Annotated in this window: 16 protein-coding genes; 7 read left to right on the forward strand and 9 right to left on the reverse strand. The window is 36.8% G+C overall.

Annotation, left to right across the window (positions count from 1 at the left end; genetic code table 11):
- Positions 1–9 precede the first annotated feature (9 nt).
- A complete protein-coding gene (locus WJM97_RS20710) occupies positions 10–1,167 on the reverse strand; it encodes a transcriptional regulator (protein WP_353930643.1) in 1,158 nt (385 codons plus the stop codon).
- A gap of 268 nt (positions 1,168–1,435) precedes the next feature.
- On the opposite strand from WJM97_RS20710, the gene WJM97_RS20715 reads away from it, so the two are divergent.
- Together WJM97_RS20715 and WJM97_RS20720 are read left to right on the forward strand one after the other, a co-directional pair.
- Positions 1,436–2,776, forward strand: coding sequence for a 16S rRNA (cytosine(967)-C(5))-methyltransferase (locus WJM97_RS20715; protein ID WP_353930644.1), 1,341 nt, complete (start codon positions 1,436–1,438; stop codon positions 2,774–2,776).
- Between the two features lie 57 nt (positions 2,777–2,833).
- Positions 2,834–3,256 carry a TerB family tellurite resistance protein gene (locus WJM97_RS20720; protein WP_353930645.1) on the forward strand — a complete coding sequence of 141 codons (423 nt, stop codon included), beginning with the start codon at positions 2,834–2,836 and terminating at the stop codon, positions 3,254–3,256.
- A gap of 76 nt (positions 3,257–3,332) precedes the next feature.
- Here the strand turns inward: WJM97_RS20720 and WJM97_RS20725 are convergent, their stop codons facing one another.
- The gene (locus tag WJM97_RS20725; RefSeq protein ID WP_353930646.1) at positions 3,333–3,524 is read right to left on the reverse strand and encodes a hypothetical protein; all 192 of its coding nucleotides are present in this window, start codon (positions 3,522–3,524) and stop codon (positions 3,333–3,335) included.
- Positions 3,525–3,612: 88 nt separating this feature from the next.
- Entirely contained in the window at positions 3,613–5,925 is a 2,313-nt protein-coding gene (locus WJM97_RS20730) for a penicillin-binding protein 1A (RefSeq protein ID WP_353930647.1), read from the reverse strand.
- A gap of 437 nt (positions 5,926–6,362) precedes the next feature.
- Between WJM97_RS20730 and WJM97_RS20735 the strand changes: the two genes are divergently transcribed.
- The 3 genes from WJM97_RS20735 to WJM97_RS20745 all read left to right on the forward strand — a co-directional run bounded on the left by WJM97_RS20735 (position 6,363) and on the right by WJM97_RS20745 (position 8,777).
- Positions 6,363–7,601 (forward strand): transposase, encoded by a 1,239-nt coding sequence (locus tag WJM97_RS20735; protein WP_353930648.1) that lies wholly within the window; start codon positions 6,363–6,365, stop codon positions 7,599–7,601.
- Positions 7,602–7,631: 30 nt separating this feature from the next.
- Entirely contained in the window at positions 7,632–8,126 is a 495-nt protein-coding gene (gene folK / locus WJM97_RS20740) for a 2-amino-4-hydroxy-6-hydroxymethyldihydropteridine diphosphokinase (RefSeq protein ID WP_353930649.1), read from the forward strand.
- Between the two features lie 102 nt (positions 8,127–8,228).
- On the forward strand, positions 8,229–8,777 hold the full coding sequence (locus WJM97_RS20745) for an NUDIX hydrolase (protein WP_353930650.1): 549 nt from the start codon (positions 8,229–8,231) through the stop codon (positions 8,775–8,777).
- Positions 8,778–9,091: 314 nt separating this feature from the next.
- Here WJM97_RS20745 and WJM97_RS20750 read toward each other — a convergent pair whose 3' ends face one another.
- The 3 genes from WJM97_RS20750 to WJM97_RS20760 all read right to left on the reverse strand — a co-directional run bounded on the left by WJM97_RS20750 (position 9,092) and on the right by WJM97_RS20760 (position 11,393).
- Positions 9,092–9,553 carry a DUF1634 domain-containing protein gene (locus WJM97_RS20750; RefSeq protein ID WP_353930651.1) on the reverse strand — a complete coding sequence of 154 codons (462 nt, stop codon included), beginning with the start codon at positions 9,551–9,553 and terminating at the stop codon, positions 9,092–9,094.
- Positions 9,554–9,561: 8 nt separating this feature from the next.
- A complete protein-coding gene (locus WJM97_RS20755; RefSeq protein WP_353930652.1) occupies positions 9,562–10,386 on the reverse strand; it encodes a sulfite exporter TauE/SafE family protein in 825 nt (274 codons plus the stop codon).
- A gap of 227 nt (positions 10,387–10,613) precedes the next feature.
- Positions 10,614–11,393 carry an ATP-binding cassette domain-containing protein gene (locus tag WJM97_RS20760; RefSeq protein WP_353930653.1) on the reverse strand — a complete coding sequence of 260 codons (780 nt, stop codon included), beginning with the start codon at positions 11,391–11,393 and terminating at the stop codon, positions 10,614–10,616.
- A gap of 323 nt (positions 11,394–11,716) precedes the next feature.
- On the opposite strand from WJM97_RS20760, the gene WJM97_RS20765 reads away from it, so the two are divergent.
- The gene (locus WJM97_RS20765) at positions 11,717–12,940 is read left to right on the forward strand and encodes a hypothetical protein (protein WP_353930654.1); all 1,224 of its coding nucleotides are present in this window, start codon (positions 11,717–11,719) and stop codon (positions 12,938–12,940) included.
- Between the two features lie 35 nt (positions 12,941–12,975).
- Here WJM97_RS20765 and WJM97_RS20770 read toward each other — a convergent pair whose 3' ends face one another.
- The 3 genes from WJM97_RS20770 to WJM97_RS20780 all read right to left on the reverse strand — a co-directional run bounded on the left by WJM97_RS20770 (position 12,976) and on the right by WJM97_RS20780 (position 15,055).
- Positions 12,976–13,455: an ankyrin repeat domain-containing protein gene (locus WJM97_RS20770; RefSeq protein ID WP_353930655.1), complete on the reverse strand. Its 480-nt coding sequence runs from the start codon at positions 13,453–13,455 to the stop codon at positions 12,976–12,978.
- Positions 13,456–13,581: 126 nt separating this feature from the next.
- Entirely contained in the window at positions 13,582–14,502 is a 921-nt protein-coding gene (murQ, locus tag WJM97_RS20775; RefSeq protein WP_353930656.1) for an N-acetylmuramic acid 6-phosphate etherase, read from the reverse strand.
- Between the two features lie 151 nt (positions 14,503–14,653).
- Positions 14,654–15,055, reverse strand: a complete 402-nt coding sequence (locus WJM97_RS20780; RefSeq protein ID WP_353930657.1) for a DUF3110 domain-containing protein — start codon at positions 15,053–15,055, stop codon at positions 14,654–14,656.
- A gap of 365 nt (positions 15,056–15,420) precedes the next feature.
- Here WJM97_RS20780 and WJM97_RS20785 point away from each other — a divergent pair, with 365 nt between their 5' ends.
- The gene (locus tag WJM97_RS20785; protein ID WP_353930658.1) at positions 15,421–20,886 is read left to right on the forward strand and encodes a translocation/assembly module TamB domain-containing protein; all 5,466 of its coding nucleotides are present in this window, start codon (positions 15,421–15,423) and stop codon (positions 20,884–20,886) included.
- Positions 20,887–20,957: the final 71 nt, after the last annotated feature.

Raw genomic sequence — 20,957 nt, forward strand, 5'->3', positions numbered from 1 at the left:
CTACTGCTACTACCGAACTACTATGACTTTCATTTTTTGAGCTTCATCATCCATTTTCATCCGTTCCCAATGAGTTTGATAATAATTCTGTAAACCTTGGGGTAATTGGGTTAAATTCAAATCATTATATTTACCCTCTGCTATTGCTGGTAAAACATAGCGCAGGTACATAAAATTATTTTCGCTCTTGGTTGCTAATTCATTTACAAAAGCGTCGGGAGTGATATTTTTGTTTTTTATCCAAGTTTGTAATCCGTCTTTGTGTTCTGGATCATTTTTTAAACAGAAGCGAATATACTCTTGAATATCATGCTGATTTTCTTGGTTATATTTATCATCAGTTAAATCTAAAGATTCTTTTTTCACTTCAGTCTGGAGTCGTTCTTTATCATAAGGTCTTCTTGTCAGGAATAAATAAACATTATCTGGCAGAGTTGTCGGTAAATATAAAATATTTTCTCCTCCTGGTTCTTGCTTTACTTCATCCAGTGCATCAACGACAATGATTAATTTTTCATTGGTGGTTAGTTTTTCAGTAGTTTTTACCAGTAATGTTGATAAATCCGCATTTTCAACATTTGTGATTTGATAGCGGTTAATGAGTTGTTGACGAAGACTTTCCAGAAATAATTCAGGACTATTACGATTTTCTTGTAAGTTGTTGAAATAACAAATTGTTTGATTTTCAAAAACGTATTTTGCAGCGATGGTACTTTTGCCCATTCCCGCATCACCGATAACTGTGAAATAGCCTTTTTTATTGGTGTTGATGAAGTTTTGAAATGCTGCAAATACAAATCCGCGACCGCAGAAGGATTTGATTTTTTCGGTGATTAGTGATTGAAATTCTGGTGAATAGGTATATGAAATAGGTAATTGATATTTTTCATCTGATTGATGATATTTCTGTTTTAAATAAGTGCGTAATATTTCAAATTTACCTGCACCGTTTATTTCGCTCAGTTCAGGACAGACATTTTCAAACTTTTTATAAATCTTTTTTAGACGACTTTTAACAGTAGCTTCTGTGATTTTTAATTCGTCACTTTGTTTTATCTGACTGATTTGTGCATCTGGTTGAGGTAGTGCGGTTAATAAAGTTGTTTTTTCTTCAACAGATAAACCTTGAATATCTGCTTGTTGGTTAAGGAAGTCTTGCCAAGTCATGGATGTTGTTGAGATTTTAGTAAGGATTATAGCTGATTTTTGGTAACAATAGTCTGGTTAATATTTTTTAACCTTGATTTTTCGATTTGCGTCATTATCCGCCTGGGAATGAATTCCCAGTCTAATAGGAATTTATTCCCAGGCTGTTCTATAATTAGCTCAATGTTCAATCATAATTGATGTAAAAATATGTAATTAATAAATTGAAAATAGTCAGTTTTAACTGACTTTCGCTATGAGACTGTTAAAATATATCTCTCTAACTCCCATGACCAACTCCCGTCAACTTGCCTATATTGCCCTCAAAGAAGTACACAAAGGAGCTTACACTGATGTCGCTCTCAACCGTGGATTACAAAAATATCAATTACCCGATAATGACCGTCGCTTAATGACAGAATTAGTCTATGGAAGTGTGAGAAGACAACGCACTTTAGACGCTATTATTGACCAACTTGCGACTAAACCAGCAAACCAACAACCTAAAGACCTCCGCACTATTTTACATCTGGGTTTATATCAACTCCGTTATCAAGAAAAAATTCCTGTTTCTGCTGCTGTTAATACTACTGTTGAATTAGCTAAGGAAAATAAATTCTCTGGTTTAACGGGTTTTGTAAATGGTTTTTTACGTCAATATTTACGACTTTCAGAAAATAATGCTGAACCTTTAAATTTACCAGAAAACCCTGTAGAAAGATTAGGTATTTTACACAGTTTCCCTAATTGGATTATTGAAGTTTGGCTTAAACAATTGGGTTTTGAAGAAACAGAAAAACTCTGTGCATGGATGAACCAAACCCCGACTATTGATTTACGAGTTAATATCCTTAAAAGTAATTTAGAACAAGTAGAATCAGCTTTTAAAAATGCTGGGATTTTAGTTAGCAAAATTCCCCATTTACCCCAAGGTTTAAGATTAATTGGTAGTACCGGTGCAATTCAAAATTTACCCGGTTTTAATTATGGTTGGTGGTGTGTACAAGATAGTAGTGCCCAGTTAGTTGGTCATTTGCTTGACCCCCAACCTAATGATGTGGTGATTGATGTCTGTGCAGCACCAGGAGGAAAAACTACTCATATTGCCGAATTAATGGGTGATAAAGGCAAAATTTACGCTTGTGATAAAACTGCTTCTCGGTTACGCAAACTCAAGGAAAATACCCAACGTCTGAATTTACAATCTATCGAAGTCTGCACTGGGGATAGTCGCAGTCTGACCCAATTCTACAATACCGCTGACCGTTTATTATTAGATGCTCCTTGTTCTGGTTTAGGAACTATGCACCGTCACGCTGATGCACGTTGGCGACAAACTCCGGCATCTGTGCAGGAACTTTCCCAAATCCAAAAAGAATTATTATCACATACTGCTAAATTTGTCAAGTCCGGAGGGGTGTTAGTTTATGCAACTTGTACCTTGCACCCACAGGAAAATGAAGAGGTAATTTCTGAATTTTTAACAGCAAATCCTGATTGGCAAATTCAACATCCCAACTTTGATTTTGTAGATATTTCATCCCAGGGGTGGTTGAAGGTATGGCCTCACCAACGAGATATGGATGGTTTTTTCATGGTGCGTTTAAGAAAAACCAATGATTCCGAGTGAATACTGTTAGTCATTGTACCATTTAATCAACGCCTGAATCTATTGGAGGAGGCAGTGATGGTTAGTAATTCTCATGTTAAAAATTTAGTTAAAATCCTGATTGGGGCTGCGTGGATTGACGGTAGAATCCAACCAGAAGAAAGACAATATCTGCGAGAAATAGCTCAAGCCAAAGGTTTAGCTAATGATCCAGAAATTAAACCTTGGTTGTATGAATTAGTACCAGTTAAACCAAGTCAATGTTATGAATGGGTAAAAGAGTATTTAGGCGATCGCCCTAGTTCAGAAGAATGTGAAACCCTGATTGAAGCTATCAGCGGATTAATTTACAGTGATGGGGAAGTAGCTGTTGAAGAAGCTAAACTTCTTACCAAATTAGAGGAGTTGAGTAAATCCCATGATTCAACTCAACCGATTTACACCCCACTACTCAAACAAATTCAAAAGCTTTACCGTCGTTGGGTAGATGTGCAGAATTAGGGCATTGGGCATTGGGATAAATACAATTTATTCCCAATCACCTGTCACCTGTCACCTGTCACCTGTCACCTTCTTCCTATGATTCTTTATCAACTTTGGGTACAAAATCAGGACGATCTTTGCTTTCCCAACCTGCGGGACGTTTTGAGTTGTACCAAGCAATTGAACCGATGGTGACAGCAGCAATAAAACCAACTACATATACCAGAGTAAATGCTAAAGGAAACTGATTACCACTGGCTGCGGCTGTTTCAAGTAATAAGTGCATAAGTATATTGTCCTATGAAAAGTAATACTTCTTAACAAAGTATAAAACGAACTTACCACATCCATCCTCCATGGGGAGGAAATATTTTCTAATTTTGTGACTCATTACCAGAAGATGAACTTGGTTTGAGTCTTTCTCTCCAAGAAGGTTTGGGTGTGGAAGATGTAGATGGCTTTTTCTTCACAGGAGATGATTGAGAGGAAGAACCGCTAGAACGTCGTCTTCTGGAAGGAGTTTCTTCTGGTCGTCGGTAACTTCGTCTCCGTCTCCGGGTGTAATTTGATTGCGGTTCTTCTTGATAGCTACTAGGTCTGCGTCTACTTCTACGTCTACTGTATGATTCATCGGATGTTTGATCATTAGTAGAAATTGAGCGATTAACAATTCGCTTAGGTTTAATAGGTTCAGCTTTAATTGTGCCTTTGTGCTTGTTTAAATTAGGTAGTTTAGGAAACTTTTCTACAGGCATTTCCTTCACAGCTGCTTTCATAAACTCACGCCAAGCATAAGCTGCACTGGTACTACTACCCCATGTAGGGCGGTTATCATCATTACCCAACCAAACCCCAGTAACAACTTGGGGAATATAACCAATAAACCACAAATCACGGGATTGATCAGATGTACCGGTTTTTCCGGCCACCTGTCTATCATTCAACTGAGCAGCACCAGCAGTACCATTATTAACTACATTGCGGAGCATCCAAGTTGTAATAGCTGCGCTATCAGCATCTAAAACCCGTTGAGGTTTAAATTCAGCAGACCAGATCACATTACCTTGACGGTTAAAAATGCGACGAATACCATGTACTTCTGTATGTAAACCCTGGGTAGCAAAAGAACCATAGGCACTGGTTAATTCCAGGAGATTGACTTCGTTTGAACCCAAAGCCAAAGAGTAGGTAGGCTTGAGTTGAGATTTAATGCCCATGTCCTGAGCTAGTTTAATGGTTGGTTGATATCCCACATCTATCAACACCTTGACTGCAACTGTATTAATAGAACGGGTGAGGGCATCCCTCATGTTCATCCAACCATAAAATGATTCACTGTAGTTTTGGGGTTCGTAACCATCTACGATCAAAGGTGCATCTAGATAACGATCATAGGGATTTTTACCTGTAGCGATCGCCGCAGCATAGACAAAACCTTTAAATGTTGATCCTGGTTGTCGTTGTGCTTGAGTAACGCGATTAAACTGGTTTTTTGTAAAATCCTTACCCCCGACCATCGCCTGAATTTCGCCATTTTGGGGATCTATCGCCACCAAAGCGGCCTGTTTGAAGTTTTGCCAACGACCTTTATTTTTCAGGGTTTTATCAACGGCTGTTTCTGCTGCCTCTTGCCAAGTCGGGTTCAGGGTTGTTTCTACCACTAAACCACCTGCGGCCAAAACATCGGCAGGGACATATTTTGGTAATTCTTGCTGAACGTAGGTAGTAAAGTAGGGGAATTTAACTTGTAAGCGTCTGGGTAAGTTGGTATTAACTACCAAGGTTTCATTAATTGCCTCTTGCTTTTGTTGGGATGTAATCATGCCTTCTTCCTGCATGATATTTAATACGGTATTTCGTCTTTCTGTAGCGATATCCAGATGTTTATCGGGGGCATACTGGTTGGGAGCAGGAGCGAGTCCGGCGATGGTGGCCATTTCTGATAATGTCAGTTCATCCACCGATTTACTAAAATATATCCAGGCCGCATCCCCCACACCATAAGCACCAGAACCCAAGTAAACTAGATTCATGTAGCGCTCTAAAATCTCCTGTTTACTGAGTTCTTCTTCCATTTTTTGCGCTAAACGAAGCTCTTTTAATTTACGCCAAACGGTTTTTTCTTGGCTAAGGAAAAGAATTCTGGCTACTTGTTGGGTGATGGTACTACCACCTTCGACTACATTTTGCGATCGCAAATTATTCACAAATGCTCTGATAATACCTTGAGCATCTATACCATTATGTTGTTCAAATCTGCGGTCTTCTGAAGCAATAAACGCTTTCTTGAGATTATCTGGTATTTCTTCTAGCTTGATATGTTCCCTTGTCACTTCCCCTTGCTGTTGGAGAACAGTACCATCAGCGGCTTTAATGGTCAGGGTTTGCTCCCGTAAAATGGCCTTTAGTTCTGACTTATCTGGCAAAGAACTATCTATCTTCTCCATACCATAGTTAATACCTACAATACCGCTGCTTAAACCCAAGCCGAACCCTAAACCAGTCAAAAACCAGCTGTGACGATAAAAGGGTTTGCCATTGATTTTGCTATTTATACGGACTTTAACCAAAATTTCAGATGACACAGTTTTCACCTGCTTGAGTAACTGTCTTGCCTTCACCAGGTTTTTTGATGGGAAGTTGTCATCTGTTGACTCTTCGGTTTTTTGATGATTCTCAATAGGCAAGAGCAGTTTCTCCTTCTCAGAGCTACTTAGATTGAATGATTAACTCTAGAGACTAGAATTAGTTTGTTAATTACGTTAGTTTATAATATCTCATAAATTATTCCCCAAATTCGGTGTCATGTATTGTAATTTCTCAAACTATTGCTGCCAAAATTTTGTAAACACCATTCACAAACACTAGAACAGCAGAAAAGTGTGCCATAGTAGCAGCAAAATTAATTTCAGCAAGACGAAAAAAAAGAACACAAAGTATTGGTAAACTTCGCCGAATTTATAGACAAATATAGTCATCTCTAGTCATTAATCACAGACAAGTCAGCTAAAATCACTTATACAGCTTTTCTTGTGCAAAGAGAACTGAGCAAGAATTTTGTGCTGTATCAGATCTAAGATATGTTAGTATACATGGGCGAATATTCATAGAAACCAGTTAGTGTATGCAAGTAGTCGAGCGGCATATCATTCAAAGAAATCATCCCCATTATCAGGAGATTGATAAATTGTGTTTTGCTGCCAAAAACCTCTACAATTATGCTAACTTTCACATTCGCCAAAGTTTCATCTTTGCTCAAAAATACCTCGATTACAATTGTTTAGCAAAACAATTAAAAGCGACAGAACCATACCAGTCCTTACCAGCGAAAGTTGCCCAACAAGTATTATTAGGACTACATCGCAACTGGTTAAGTTTTTTTGCAGCAATTAAAGCTTATGCCTCAGATAAATCTAAATTTTTAGGCAGACCCAAATTACCCAAATATAAACACAAAGAAAAAGGTAGACATTTATTAGTTTACACAGCCCAAGCAGTGAGTAAACCCAAAATGAAATCTGGGTTGATTCATCTGTCACAAACACAGATTCGCATTCCTACAAAAGTAGACTATGTGCATCTCAATCAAGTAAGAATTGTTCCCAAGATTGACCATTATGTAGTGGAAGTTGTCTATGAAAAAGAGGAAACAGATTATGGTTTAGACAGTAATGCTATAGCAGCGATTGATTTAGGAATAGATAATCTAGCAACCTTAACATCAAACCAGCCGGGATTTATACCAGTTCTGGTTTCCGGGCGGATTATCAAATCAATTAATCGTTATTATAATCAAAGAAAAGCCAATTTACAATCTTTACTACCAAATCATCAAAAGACATCTAAACGACTACAAAGTTTAACGAAAAAACGGAATTTTCAAGTTGATGATTATCTGCATAAAGCCAGTCGCTTAATTATTAACCATTTAGTAAAGTGTGGGATTGGGACTTTAGTAATAGGTCAAAATTCCTTGTGGAAACAGAATGGGAATTTGGGCAGCAGAAATAATCAAAACTTTGTTTGTATTCCCCATACTCGATTTGTACAGCAGTTGAGTTATAAAGCGAAATTAGTGGGGATAAATGTATTGGTTTCTGAGGAGTCTTACACTTCTGTAGCTTCTTTTTTAGACCAAGATGTGATTCCTACTTATGGCAAAGTTGACTCGAAAGAAGTTAAATTTAGTGGTCGCAGAATCAAAACTAAACTTTATAGAGCAGGTAATGGTTTATTGATTCATGCTGATGTCAATGGTAGTTTGAATATTTTACGAAAAGTAGTCCCGACAGCATTTAGTCTAGGGATAGAGGGCGTTGTAGTCCGCCCCGTCGGGGTTATTCCCGACAAACGAAAGCCATGAGATATTTGTCTATGTTTTTTGGAACTATAAATGACTCAGGAAGTAGTCAGAACTGCGATCGCTCTTGGTAGTAATATGGGTGACACCCAATCTACTTTGGAAACTGCATTGACGGTTTTAGCCCAAACCCCAGGGATAGTTATAGCAACCAAATCTAGTTGGTATAAAACCAAAGCCATTGGACCACCACAACCAGATTATTTAAATGGCTGTGCCATATTACAAGTGACAATGACACCCCAACAGTTGTTAACAACTTTATTAGCAATTGAACAACAATTTGGACGGGTCAGAACAGAGTATTGGGGGCCGAGAACTCTAGATTTAGATTTGTTGTTATACAATGACTTGATCTTAGATGAGCCAAATCTTCAAATACCCCATCCCCGGATGTATGAGCGAGCTTTTGTTTTAGTCCCATTGGCTGAAATTGCCCCCAACTGGAGAGAGCCAGTACATGGAAGATTAATTCAGAATTTATTGCAAGAGTTAGACACTTCTGATGTACACTTAATGGAAGGATAATTAATCTAGTATATTTAGCATCCTTTCCAGGGAAAAACCCTGATGTGACAACTCAGGAATCGTATACATTCTGTGTATTTTTGCAGACAATAAATTTTTACTATGCCACTAGGTAGAGAATTACCACAACTACTCAAGCAACGTTTGTTTCATAAAGGGCGCAAGTTTGACTTTGAAGTTAATCGTTTGCGTTTACCCAACAAATCAGAAGGGGAATGGGAGTGTATTCGTCATCCAGGTGGCGCTCTAGCTCTTCCTGTGACAGCAGATGGCAAGTTAATACTTGTACGTCAGTATCGCTTTGCAGTTCAAGGCAGGTTATTAGAATTTCCCGCAGGTACTGTCGAACCAAGTGAAGAACCTCTAGAGACGGTAAAAAGGGAAATTGAAGAAGAAACAGGATACCGCGCCCACAAGTGGGATAAGTTAGGAGAATTTTTCCTAGCACCTGGTTATTCCGATGAAATTATCTATGCTTTTTTGGCTAGAGATTTGGAAAAACTAGAAACACCACCCCCACAAGAAGAAGATGAAGATATTGAAACAGTCTTGTTGAGTCCTGAAGAATTAGATAAAGCTATTCATGAAGGACAACCTATAGACGCTAAAACTATCACCAGCTTTTTCCTAGCGCGTTCTTTTTTGATGTAATTTTTGTAGATTACCATACAGCAGACTAATAAGCACTCCATAGTAACAGGATTCGTGATTGAAGTTTGTTACTTAATTAATATACAATCTGCTGTATGTATCTATGGTGGGTAGTAGCAGTAAAAGAATGGTTTGCGTTACGCTATCAGACAAGATAAGTAGTCGTGCAAAATAAATTTCATATTTAAGAAAGGTGACAGGTGACAGACAAGAGATACAGAGATTTCTATTGTTTTCCCAAATGTGCAATTAATTTTGCCCAGGTACTTAAATATACATTTTGTTTAAAAATAGAAATTCCTAGACTTAATTACTTAATATGCCCCAATTAAGCCATACCCTAAACTGCACAAAACTAAGGCAGTAATAATTACATAGACAAATTCCCGTGTCCATAGAAAAGTTAGAAAAGAGATAATTACCCTGAGAACTGGGATAGCAACTAATATTAATAATCCTAATTGAATAATTCCTGTACTACTACCTGACAAAACTGTATTGATTATACTTATAGGCGATCGCAACTCAGCTGATGTACCTTGAAAAATCTGATATTGAGCAGTTTCACTACCATGCTCAATTAAATATAATATCCCCCCCCACAACACTACCACATTGGCGATTAAAACCCCATATTGGAGAAAATTACTTAATATAAATGCTAACTGTTGCTCAGTTTGTGTTTTTACAAATTTATGATTACTATCTATTTCAGAGTTATTTTTGAGAATTTCTAAATGATTTGGCTGAGGTTCTCTTGAATTATTTTTATACATAATTACCTCTATAAACTGTTGTAGATCATCTTGAATGCCATGATCAGCAATACCACACTAAAGATATTTCTTAAAATGTTTGTTTTAGCACCGATTAAAATTCTGGCCCCAACAAAAGCACCAGGTAATACCCCTAAAACCACTGGCATTGATACTCCTGGATCAATATAACCTCTAGTTAAATATACTCCAGCAGATGCCGCCGCTGTCACTGCAATCATAAAATTGCTAGTAGTGGTGGAAACTTTAAAAGGTAAACCCATAATTTGATCCATTGCCAAAACTTTAAATGCACCTGAACCAATTCCTAATAAACCAGAAATGACACCAGCTATTAACATAATTATAAACCCAGCAGGTAAAGAATGTGCTTGGTAAGAGATTAAACGATCAGCGGTTGGATAAGTTCCATAGAGTTGAAAATATGTTGATAAAGGTTCTTGTGTTTCAGTTTCTGATATTTCGGCTTGAGGACGCTGGGATAAATAAGCAGAGTAAATTAGTACAAATGCGAGAACAAATCCTAGTATTTTAACTGAAACAAAAGTGGCCACCATCGCGCCAATAATAGCGCCTATTGTTGTCGCTACTTCCAAAAACATTCCCAAACGCAAATTTGTGAACCCTTTTTTAATATAGATAGATGCTGAACCTAGAGAGGTAGCAATTACAGATACTAAGGAAGCACCCACAGCATAACGAATATCAACCCCAAATACAGAAGTTAATAAAGGTACTATGACTACTCCCCCTCCCAAGCCAGTTAATGATCCTAGTAATCCGGCACTAAATGAGCCTAGCCATACTAATATGGAAAAAACTAATATACTCAAAGCCTAATTCCCTTGATGAGATTGATTTTCCTTAATATCTGAGAATTTTTCAGATCAAGATGATTAGCTCATCATAAAGTATAATTACTGCTAATTACTGGGAACAAGGATTTGATACTAAATATAAAAATAAATAAACGAGTTATACAAAATTCATCATCAATCCTAAAGAAACAAAGGTTGTGATTTGTATTGATTTGGAAATGATGTAAGTTAGATTTACTGAATTAACGAAAACGAGTATAAGCATAATCACGATGACCATGCTCAAAACTATGAGATATTAGTTTTTTGGTGGCTGAAAATTCTGATAGTTGCCCAATTTGATGTTCATTATAGTTAAATACAGCAGTAAAATCTGAGAGTTGAGATACTTGTTGAATGTTGTGAGAGACAAATATAATTGTGAGTTCCGAACGCAAACATTCTATTAGTTCTTCGATTTTTGAAGTTGCTAGAGGATCAAGTCCTGCACATAATTCATCTATCAATAAAATTTGTGGTTTGACTGCTAAAGCACGAGCGATACACAATCTTATTTGTTGTCCATAGGATAATTCTAGGGCAGATTTGTGCAGTTTATTTTTGACTTCTTCCCAAATATTGGCAGACTTTAGTGCTAACTGGATAATTTTATCTAATTCTGTTTTGGGATTCCATCCAATTAGTTTTACTCCATAGGCAACGTTATCATAAATGCTCAGGGGAAATAGATTTGGTTTGGCATAAACTGTACTAATTTGCCTACGTAAGCGATTTAAATTAACTCGACGACCATAAATATTTTGACCAAAAAATTCTATTGTTCCTTCTGTTTTTACTTTTCCTTCTAATTCTGTTATGCGATTGAGCGATTTTAAAAATGTAGACTTTCCACAACCACTAGGCCCAATAATGGCTGTGATCTGATTTTGAGGAATATCTATGGATACATCTTCAATAATTTTATGATTTTCATAGTAAAGGCTGAAGTTTTTAACTTGGATGGCAGAAATTATTTTACTCATGCTGACAAAATAGATTTAACAACTATTGACTGGGAAAATAGTGAAAATTTTTATGGTATGAATGGAGGAGGTAATTAAGGATATAAGGAAACAGCTTATAACTGTTTATTATATGTTTGTGTAAATGTTTACTAGGAAATTTTAATTAACAGTTTTTACTATACTACTGTGTATAGTGACATAAATGACAAATTAAAAAATTAATTAAATAAAGAATTGATGAAGATACAGCAACTTTCAGATATCAGCGGTCAATAGACGGATAATTTTTAGTTGGTGTACGTCCAATAATTTGTTCATGTTCAAAGATAGGTAATTTATATATGGTCAGATCCATAAGTCTTCTCGTTCATACTATCATGATTTGGTCTTTGCTCAGTTTTGTGACATTGGCAGAAAGTAAAAACCCAGAAGAAATGGATAGGTTTCCACCTAGTCCTTTAGAGATGACGATAGATGATCCTTTGGTGAGAAGTTCGGTGAAACAACAACCGTTAACTACTGGAGAATTAGCCAAATTAGAGACTGATCTAGATAATTTGCACCAGGAAGGGATGAGGATATTTCAAGGGGGAGATAAGCAAACTGCGCTGGATATTTGGAATAGAGAACTAAGACTGAGGCGTTTTTTAGGTTTGTTATCTGAAATACAAGCTTTGTCACGGGTGGGTGCAATTACTTGGCAGGAAAATGAAGGTCAGCAGATAATGTATATTACTCAGCGATTGCAGGTAATTGAAAAACAGATAGGGAGTGAGAAAAATACAGATTTAAAGTTGTGGCGATCGCTTGCGGAAGCTTATGAAAATATTCGTGTTCCTAAATTAGCTGTTACAACTTATGAACAGGTTTTAAGTTTGTTAAAAAACCAAGGAAATGTTAACGCTGAAATAGATGTTTTAAATAAGATTGGGGAGTTAAATTTAAGCTGGTTTGATTATACCCAAGCTGCCAAAACTTACCAAGATTTGTTAAATATTGCAGTTAGTCGCGGTGATAAAATTCAGGAAGTTGAGTATTTGCAACAACTTGTTTATATTTATGAACGAGGAAAACAGCACGAAGAAGCAATTAAGGTATTGAGTAGGTTGGCTGCTATTTATACGAGAGATAATAATCTGACTGCTATACCAAGATTAAAAATTGCGATCGCCGAAAATTATCAATACATAGCCCAAAAAAATCCTGAATTTTCACAGGAAGCATTTAACAAATATCAAGAAGCTTACGTGACTGCTTGGAATGCAAAAAACTATTTAATTGCTAGTGAATCTTTGCAAAAATTAATTAAGCTTTATCGTGAGCAAAATCAAATTGATGAAGCTTTACAAGCTGGTCAAATTTTATTAGAAACACAAACCCTAGCTACTAATTTCTATGGTTTGATGGAGACTTATGATCAAATTGGAGAATTATATTTAAAAAAGAAAGAAGATAAAAAAGCATTGACAGCTTTTCAAAAGGGATTAGAAATAGCTCAACAAATTAAATATCAAGAAGAGTATTTCACTCAAAAAATTGAAACATTATCTCAAGGTGGTTTTTAAATATTTAGGGTTTAGCATTGCTAAACCCCTACTAATTATTTTCCTAATTTATTTGCAATTAATGTGACAATTTCTTGGTAATTTTTGGATTTGGCAAAATCTAAAGGGGTTTTACCATCTTGGGAAAGGATACTTAAATCAGCATTTGCTTGTAAAAGTAATTTGACAATATCAATGTTATTTTGCCAAATTGCATCATGTAAAGCTGTATAACCGTTGTAGGGGCCTTGTTTATTGATATCAATGTTATATTCTATCAATAATTTAGCGGCTTCTGTTCTTCCTGCATAGGCAGCAGCGTGTAAAGCGGTGGCTTTCATACCGGGATCAACAGCGGTTACATCAGCACCGGCTTCCAGGAGTAATTTGACAATTTGGTGATATCCTTTGTAAGCAGCAATGACTAAAGGTGCATCTTGGTTACTATCTAATTCATTCACATTTGCACCTGCTTGAATTAGTTTTTGGACTTGAGAAATATCATTTTTGCTGATGGCTTTCATTAAGGCTGTCATATTAAATTTTAGATTTTAGGTAGATGAATTATATACATAATAAAGCAAAATAAAGCAAAATAAATATTGGTGCAATCAGGTATTAATCCCCCTGGTTTTACTGTTTGGGGGATCTAATATTTATCTCTATTTCTCCTGTTTATAACTATCAACAGCCGCACGCAAATTACCCTGATGGGCAGCTAAAAGTTTTTCTCCAGCAGTTTTATCTAAATCAGTCCAGTGCATTAATAAAGCGAGTTTCACCCATTTACCACTGCGTTCTAATAAAAAACCTGTGGCTTCCCGACTTAAACCAGTTAAATCTTGTAAAATTCTTAAAGCGCGATCGCGTAATTTTTGATTTGTGACTGCAACATCCACCATTCTATTGCCGTAAACCTTACCCAATTTCACCATCACACTGGTAGAAAGGATATTTAAGGCCAGTTTAGTGACAGTCCCGGCTTTTAAACGAGTAGAACCGGCTAATATTTCCGGGCCTGTTAACAACCGAATATCTATATCTGCGTCAACCTTAACTTGTTCAGCTGGAACACAGGCGATAAAAACAGTTAAAGCTCCCCGTTGACGAGCGGCTTTTAATGCACCATGAACATAGGGAGTAGTTCCCCCAGCGGTGATCCCAACCACTACATCTAGTTGATTGATTTTATGTTGGGCGATCGCACTTTCCCCATCTGCTGGTAAATCTTCCAAACCTTCAGAACTACGTAGCAGCGCCCCTGCACCACCAGCAATAATCCCCTGTACCAACTCTGGGGGAGTGCAGAAAGTGGGAGGACATTCAGCCGCATCTAACACTCCTAAACGTCCACTTGTTCCTGCACCGATATAAAATAAACGTCCACCTTGGTGTAAACGTTCTGCTGTGCGGTCAATAGCCTCTGCTAACTCAACCTTAGCCCCAGCTACCGCAGCTACAGCTTTTTGGTCTTCAGTATTAAATAATTCTACTAATTCTAAAGCATTAAGTTGGTCTAAATTGAGACTATTAGGATTTACCTGTTCTGTGAGAAGATGCCCACGGGATTCTAAATTTGTCATATTTTGTGTGTCAATTTTTAGTAGTCAGTTATCAGTCGTCAGTTATAGCAGGTGACAGGGAACAGGTGACAGGTGACAGTGTTGACCGCCTTGTCTATTGCTATATTAGTTATTCAACACTAATGACTAATAACTAATAACTAATAACTAACTACAATAACCCTTCTAGTCGCCGACGGATGCTATCTAGTTCAGGATTAGACATTTCTGTTTCTTCTGACTCAGAACTGTCGGGATTATTCTGATCTTGGGTTTTATCCAGTTGCCAATCTGTTTCGTCTACGTTTAATTCTGGAGGAGTAACTACAGCGTTACTATCTTTTGAGACAATTTCCCACTCAAACCCAGCCCCTTCGCAAAAATCCTTGATTTCTTGATCATCCATGTCTTCAACTGTCGGCGTAGGGAAATCTTGAGCTTCTAGCATTAAAGCAAACCGCGTGGCATCATCTTCTGACTCGAACATCATGATTTTGTTGACATTACCTACCCGAATTGAGTGAATACCTTCATTATCAGTGCCAGCATTGAAAATTAGTACAAAAACACGCATTATCCATCCCTTTGGTGTAGTTTCATATTATCAAACAGAATACAGGAGTCAGGAGTCAGAATACAGATTGAATTGTGTATGATGGCAGATGTGGGGGTAGACTGAAAATACTCAGAAAATCATAAATGTGGTGTGGTGGTATTTCCCAAGACCCTGAGTGAAGTTAAAGTGCTGAATTCTTGATTTTCTAACTCCTGTATTTTCTACTCTAGGTTAGATATCCTCAAGATTAGCGAAAGATTAGCGATCGCCATTTAATTTTTAATTTTTTACCCTATCTCCAGAGTAGGATTATGGAAGATATATGTTATTTTCTATAGCAGGTTGGCTAATATATCTATCTGGCAGTTAAACACTGAAAACCCATGTCTAACTCTTCTAAACAAGATTCTCAAACCCCAACCACAAGCTCCCAGCGCTTACGGTTGATGCTCTTGAGTCGTGGTAGCATGGCTTTGGTTTCGCTGTTGCTGCTATTACTTGTTGGTAGTATTTGGTGGTTAAGAAATTTCATTAAAACAGAGTTAGCACCCCTAGCACAAGAAAATCTGACCAAAGCTCTCAACCGTCCCTTAAAATTGGGGGAAGTAACAGGATTTTCCCTCACAGGTGTAAAATTTGCTGCTTCATCTATTCCCGCAACACCTACGGATACAGACCGGGCAACTATAGAATCAATAGATGTTAGTTTTAATCCTTGGCAATTAGTTACTAATCGGCAAATAAAATTAGATGTTACTTTGATTAATCCAGAGGTTTATATTGAACAGGATAGTCAAGAACGCTGGATTACTACTATTTTAGAGCCACCGGGGAAACCAGGGATTATTAAAACTGATTTAGATACACTCCGTTTTCGTAATGCCAAATTGGTATTAGTAGGAAATGAGAAAACAAATATCAATTTACCCAGTGACCAATCTCCAGTTCCCGTAGTATATTCAAACTTATATGGTAAAGCCCAACTGGTAGACAATAACCAAGCAGTTAAGTTTGATGTAACTGGTAAAGGAGACAGTGGTGGTAGTGTTTTCATCGAAGGAAATTTGCAAGCTCAGGCTACTTTGGATGGGGATTTACAAGTAAAAGCCCAAGATTTATCAGCCGCCGATGTCAGTCGTTTAATTCCCTTACCTGCGTATTTACAAACTGGACAAATTAATAGTGATTTACAAGTTAAATTAATTCCAGACCAACCAACTTTATTAGATGGTAATGCGGTTTTAAAAGGGGTAAATTTACAAATACCTGAAGTACCTCAAAAATTGCTTAATACTCAGGGAAGCGTTAAGTTTGCCGGGTTATCTTTAGAGTTAGAAAATATAGTTAGTAATTATGGTAAAATTCCTCTCACAGCTAAAGGCATAATTGATCGAGAAAAAGGCTTTGATTTAACTGCTAATGTTAATGCAGTGAGTGTAACTAATGCTCTAGAAACTCTCAAAGTTAAATCACCTTTACCTGTGAGTGGAGTAGTAAAAGCAGATTTAAAGATATCAGGAAATATTGACGAACCGATGCTTTCAGGTCAAGTTACTAATATTAAACCTGCCAAAATTGATAAAGTTGATTTTGAGCAAGTTAGCAGTAGATTTACTCTGACTAGCCGTGATTCTTTGATTACCCTTAAAGATATTCAAGGTAAAACTACATTAGGTGGGGAAGTTAAAGGTACAGGAAAAATCCAATTGGGGAAAGTACCACAAATGGATGTTAATTTAATTGCCCAAAATGTCCCAGGAGATGCGATCGCTAAACTCTATAATGATACGATTAATTCTACATTAAAAGTTGGTACTGTCACCGCTACAGCTAAACTTAGTGGTGCGGCTGAGAATGTACAAACTGTAGTCAGATGGCAAGCCCCAGAAGCCACATACCCAGCGAGTGGGGAAACAATTATCAACCCAGACCAGACAGTTGATTTTAGGAATGTAGCTATTAATGTCGCTGGTAATATCATCCGTGGTTATGGTAGTTATAATCGGCAAAATTGGCAAGCTGTAGCTGAAGCATCGGGAGTTAAAATAGAACCTTTTTTAAAACCAGAACAATTAGAAAATATCTCTTTAGGTAATGCTGCATTTAACGGTAAATTAGTTGTCTCAGGAACTTCTGAAAAATTCCAAGTCACTAATATTCGTTCTGAAGGGGCAGGTATTAATATTGGTGGTGGTAGAGTTAATATTGCACGTTTGCAATTAGAAGATAAAAACTTTGTCGCTGATTTAATTGCTAATAATGTCCGGTTAGGAAGAATATTAAAACAATCTTTACCAATTTTAAATAATCCCATTGCAGGGAAATTTACCATTGCTGGTAACACCGAAAATTTCGACCTCAAAACATTAGGTGCTGTGGGTGAAGGTAGCTTAACAGTTGGGAATGGAAAAATCACTGCTAAAAATATTCAAGTAGGTAATGGTAGTTATAAAGCTCAAGTTGCAGTTAACAATGTACCTGTACAGAAATTAGCAGATATTCCCCCACAATTAACAGGAATATTAGCAGGTGATTTTAATGTTGCTGGTGCTGTAGACTCTTTTCAACCAGAAAATATCCAAGCAACTGGTAATGCTAGATTGAATTTAGCTGGTGGAATAGTTACAGCCTCTAATATTCAAGTTGCTGATGGTAAATACCAAGCAGTAGTTAATAGTTCCGGTGTGCAATTAAATCGTTTAAACCAACAATTACAAGGTAAGTTTACCAGTCAATTACAAGTAGCGGGAATTTTAGGTTCGACAAAATTAGCTGATTTGCGTGCTACCGGTCAAGTGCAATTTAGTCGAGGTATTCCCGGAATTAATACTCCTTTAAATGCAGCATTAGCTTGGAATGGTCAACAATTAACTATTCCCCAAGCCAGAACACCAAATATTAACGCCAGTGGTTATATTGTCGCTAATGCACAACAACCAGGTATTCCCGAAATCACTCAATTAAACCTGAATGTGCAAGCGCAAAATTATGACCTAAAACAATTACCATTTAATTTACCCAATGCTGTAAATGTAGCGGGAACAGCAGATTTTAAAGGACAAATAACCGGAAAACCGACATCTCCAAATGTGGTAGGTGCGTTGGCTTTAAAAGATTTACAAGTTCAGAAATTCGCCTTTGAACCATTATTAACTGGTGAAGTTAATATAGTTTCAGGAAAGGGTTCAAATATAGATATTGCCGGGAAAAAAGATAGATTAGCTGCCACACTAAATGCTAATAATCAACCTACTGCCTTTTTGGTACAGTGGCAACAAGCATTAGCTACAGGTGAAGCACAGGGAGATAATTGGAACGTTAAAGTTAATCAATTTCCATTACAGGTTTTAAACTTTAACTTGCCTAGTAATCCAGTTTTGGGTAAAGGTGTATTAGCTGGGTTTTTAAGTGGAGACTTGCAATTTAATCAAAAGACATTAGATGCTAAAGGTAATATTGCGATCGCTAAACCCCAATTAGGTAGAATTAAAGGTGATAACTTTGCCACTCAGTTTAGCTACAACAATAATACAGCCACCATCACAGATGGCAAATTTACCAAAGATGAAAGTAGTTATATTTTAAATGCCGCTGTTAAACAAACTTCTCAAGGGCCCCAAATTCAAGCTAAAGTTAATCTCGACAAAGCCAACATCCAAGATTTATTAACAGTTGCTCAAATCTTTGAAATTCAAGATTTACAAAGAGGTTTAACACCACCAACCTACGGAACAGCAGCAGATTTAACAACCAACCCGCGAGGTTTACCAGAACAAACTTTACTGAATCAAATCCAGCGGTTAGCAGAGATAGATGCACTACTATTAGCGGAAGAAGAAAAACGAGTAGAATTTCAACCCATACCAGATTTAAGAGATTTGAAAGGAATTTTAAATGGGGAAATTGCCTTAAATACGGCTACTAAAAATGGATTAGCAATCAACTTTAAATTACGTGGACAAGATTTTACTTGGGGTAGAGAAGAAGAACCAAGTCGTTTTTATCGTGCTGATAAATTAATTGCTGAAGGTGGTTTTGAAAAAGGTATTTTACGTTTACAACCTTTACGTATCGAAGCTAAAAATAGACTCATAGCTTTAACTGGTAATATTGGTGGTGAACAACAATCAGGAAAATTAATAGTTGAAAATTTCCCCATTCAACTATTAGATAGATTCGTGAAAATTCCTCTGGGAATTAGTGGAAATCTTAATATTAATGCTGGTTTAGCTGGTAGTATGGCTAATCCAAAATCGAGAGGAAACCTAGAAATTACAGAAGGAACACTCAATCAAAAACCCATTCAGTTAGCTCTAGCAGGTTTTAGTTACTCCGATGGAAGATTACAGTTCGGTAGCGAATTTAAAGCCGCAGGAATTGAACCTCTAGCAATTAAAGGTGATATACCTTACAAATTACCTTTTGCATCTGTAGAACCAAGTAATAATCAAATTCAATTAGATGCTAAAATTGAAAATGAAAATCTCAGAATATTAAATTTACTAACTGATCAAATAGCCTTTGAAAACGGTGAGGGAAATATAGATATTAAAGTTAGGGGAACAATCAAAAAACCACTGGTTGAAGGTGTCGCTACCCTGAACAATGCCACATTTGTAGCACAAGCATTACCTGGGAAACTTACAAACGTTTCTGGTAAAGCAACATTTGATTTGGATAAAGTCATATTAGAAAGTCTACAAGCACAGTTTAGTGATGGTAAGATCGAAGCTGCTGGAGAAATTCCCATCTTTAATAATCAACCAATACCAGAAGAAAAGCAATTAGCTGTTAGCTTGGAAAAACTAATCTTGAATTTAAAAGGATTATATCAAGGTGGTGCTAGTGGTAATTTAGCAATTACTGGTTCTGTACTTAAACCGGGAATTGGTGGCAAAATTGAGTTATCAAATGGTCAAGTCTTACTAACAGAATCTAGCGCGTCAGCATTGTCTCAGAATAATCCTCAATCATCAATCTTAGCAGCGAATAAACAAAACAAAATCCCTGATGTTGATAGTGGTACTGTAAGATTAAATAATTTAATAATTAAGCTAGGAAAGAACGTACAAATAGCTAGTCCACCTGTGTTTAATTTCCTCGCATCCGGTGAGTTAGATGTGACTGGGTCTTTAAATGATCCCATACCAGCAGGAACAATTAGACTAGATAAAGGTGGAGTGAATTTATTTACCACTCAATTTAAACTAGCGCGTAGCTATAAACATACGGCAATTTTTAGACGTTCTCAACCCCGTGATCCTGAATTAGATGTTAAACTTATTGCTAAGGTGTTAGATGGTACTCAAACTACTGATTTAAACAGACAACTTTCTACAGGTTTATCTGCACTAGAAACAGTGCGAGTGGAAGCAATAGTGAAAGGTTCTGCACGTCAACTAGATAAGAATTTAGAATTAAGAACTAGTCCTTCCCGTTCACAAACAGAAATTGTCACTCTATTGGGTGGAGGTTTTATAGATACTCAAGGAAGAGGTGACAGTACATTGGGTTTAATTAATATTGCAGGTTCAGCGGTATTTAATAATTTCCAAGGTGCATTTAACCAAATTGGTGATGCTTTTGGTTTAAGTGAATTACGGATATTTCCAACTATTCTGTCTGATAACCCGGAAGCTGGTAAAAGCAATTCTACTTTAGAATTAGCATTAGAAGCAGGAATAGATATTTCTAACATATTTTCTCTTTCTACGATTAAGATTTTAACTGCTAGTGATCCCTTTCAATGGGGTATTAATTACAGAATTAATGATGAGTTTCGGATTCGTGCTTCGACTAATTTAACGGATGATAGTCGGACTGTGATTGAGTATGAGCGACGGTTTTAAGTGTTTTAAAGAAGCGGCAATTTACAGGTTTTGCAGAACAATCTAGTCAATATTAAAAAATTTGATGCTTT

The organism is Okeanomitos corallinicola TIOX110, from assembly GCF_038050375.1.
GTDB classification, from domain to species: Bacteria; Cyanobacteriota; Cyanobacteriia; order Cyanobacteriales; family Nostocaceae; genus Okeanomitos; species Okeanomitos corallinicola.

What these genes read in the sequence shown, in the direction of transcription:
- WJM97_RS20710 (WP_353930643.1), bottom strand. Translation starts at nt 1,167, where the DNA reads ATGACTTGGCAAGACTTCCTTAACCAACAAGCAGATATTCAAGGTTTA.
- WJM97_RS20715 (WP_353930644.1), top strand. Translation starts at nt 1,436, where the DNA reads ATGACCAACTCCCGTCAACTTGCCTATATTGCCCTCAAAGAAGTACAC.
- WJM97_RS20720 (WP_353930645.1), top strand. Translation starts at nt 2,834, where the DNA reads ATGGTTAGTAATTCTCATGTTAAAAATTTAGTTAAAATCCTGATTGGG.
- WJM97_RS20725 (WP_353930646.1), bottom strand. Translation starts at nt 3,524, where the DNA reads ATGCACTTATTACTTGAAACAGCCGCAGCCAGTGGTAATCAGTTTCCT.
- WJM97_RS20735 (WP_353930648.1), top strand. Translation starts at nt 6,363, where the DNA reads ATGCAAGTAGTCGAGCGGCATATCATTCAAAGAAATCATCCCCATTAT.
- folK (WP_353930649.1), top strand. Translation starts at nt 7,632, where the DNA reads ATGACTCAGGAAGTAGTCAGAACTGCGATCGCTCTTGGTAGTAATATG.
- WJM97_RS20745 (WP_353930650.1), top strand. Translation starts at nt 8,229, where the DNA reads ATGCCACTAGGTAGAGAATTACCACAACTACTCAAGCAACGTTTGTTT.
- WJM97_RS20750 (WP_353930651.1), bottom strand. Translation starts at nt 9,553, where the DNA reads ATGTATAAAAATAATTCAAGAGAACCTCAGCCAAATCATTTAGAAATT.
- WJM97_RS20760 (WP_353930653.1), bottom strand. Translation starts at nt 11,393, where the DNA reads ATGAGTAAAATAATTTCTGCCATCCAAGTTAAAAACTTCAGCCTTTAC.
- WJM97_RS20765 (WP_353930654.1), top strand. Translation starts at nt 11,717, where the DNA reads ATGGTCAGATCCATAAGTCTTCTCGTTCATACTATCATGATTTGGTCT.
- WJM97_RS20770 (WP_353930655.1), bottom strand. Translation starts at nt 13,455, where the DNA reads ATGACAGCCTTAATGAAAGCCATCAGCAAAAATGATATTTCTCAAGTC.
- murQ (WP_353930656.1), bottom strand. Translation starts at nt 14,502, where the DNA reads ATGACAAATTTAGAATCCCGTGGGCATCTTCTCACAGAACAGGTAAAT.
- WJM97_RS20780 (WP_353930657.1), bottom strand. Translation starts at nt 15,055, where the DNA reads ATGCGTGTTTTTGTACTAATTTTCAATGCTGGCACTGATAATGAAGGT.
- WJM97_RS20785 (WP_353930658.1), top strand. Translation starts at nt 15,421, where the DNA reads ATGTCTAACTCTTCTAAACAAGATTCTCAAACCCCAACCACAAGCTCC.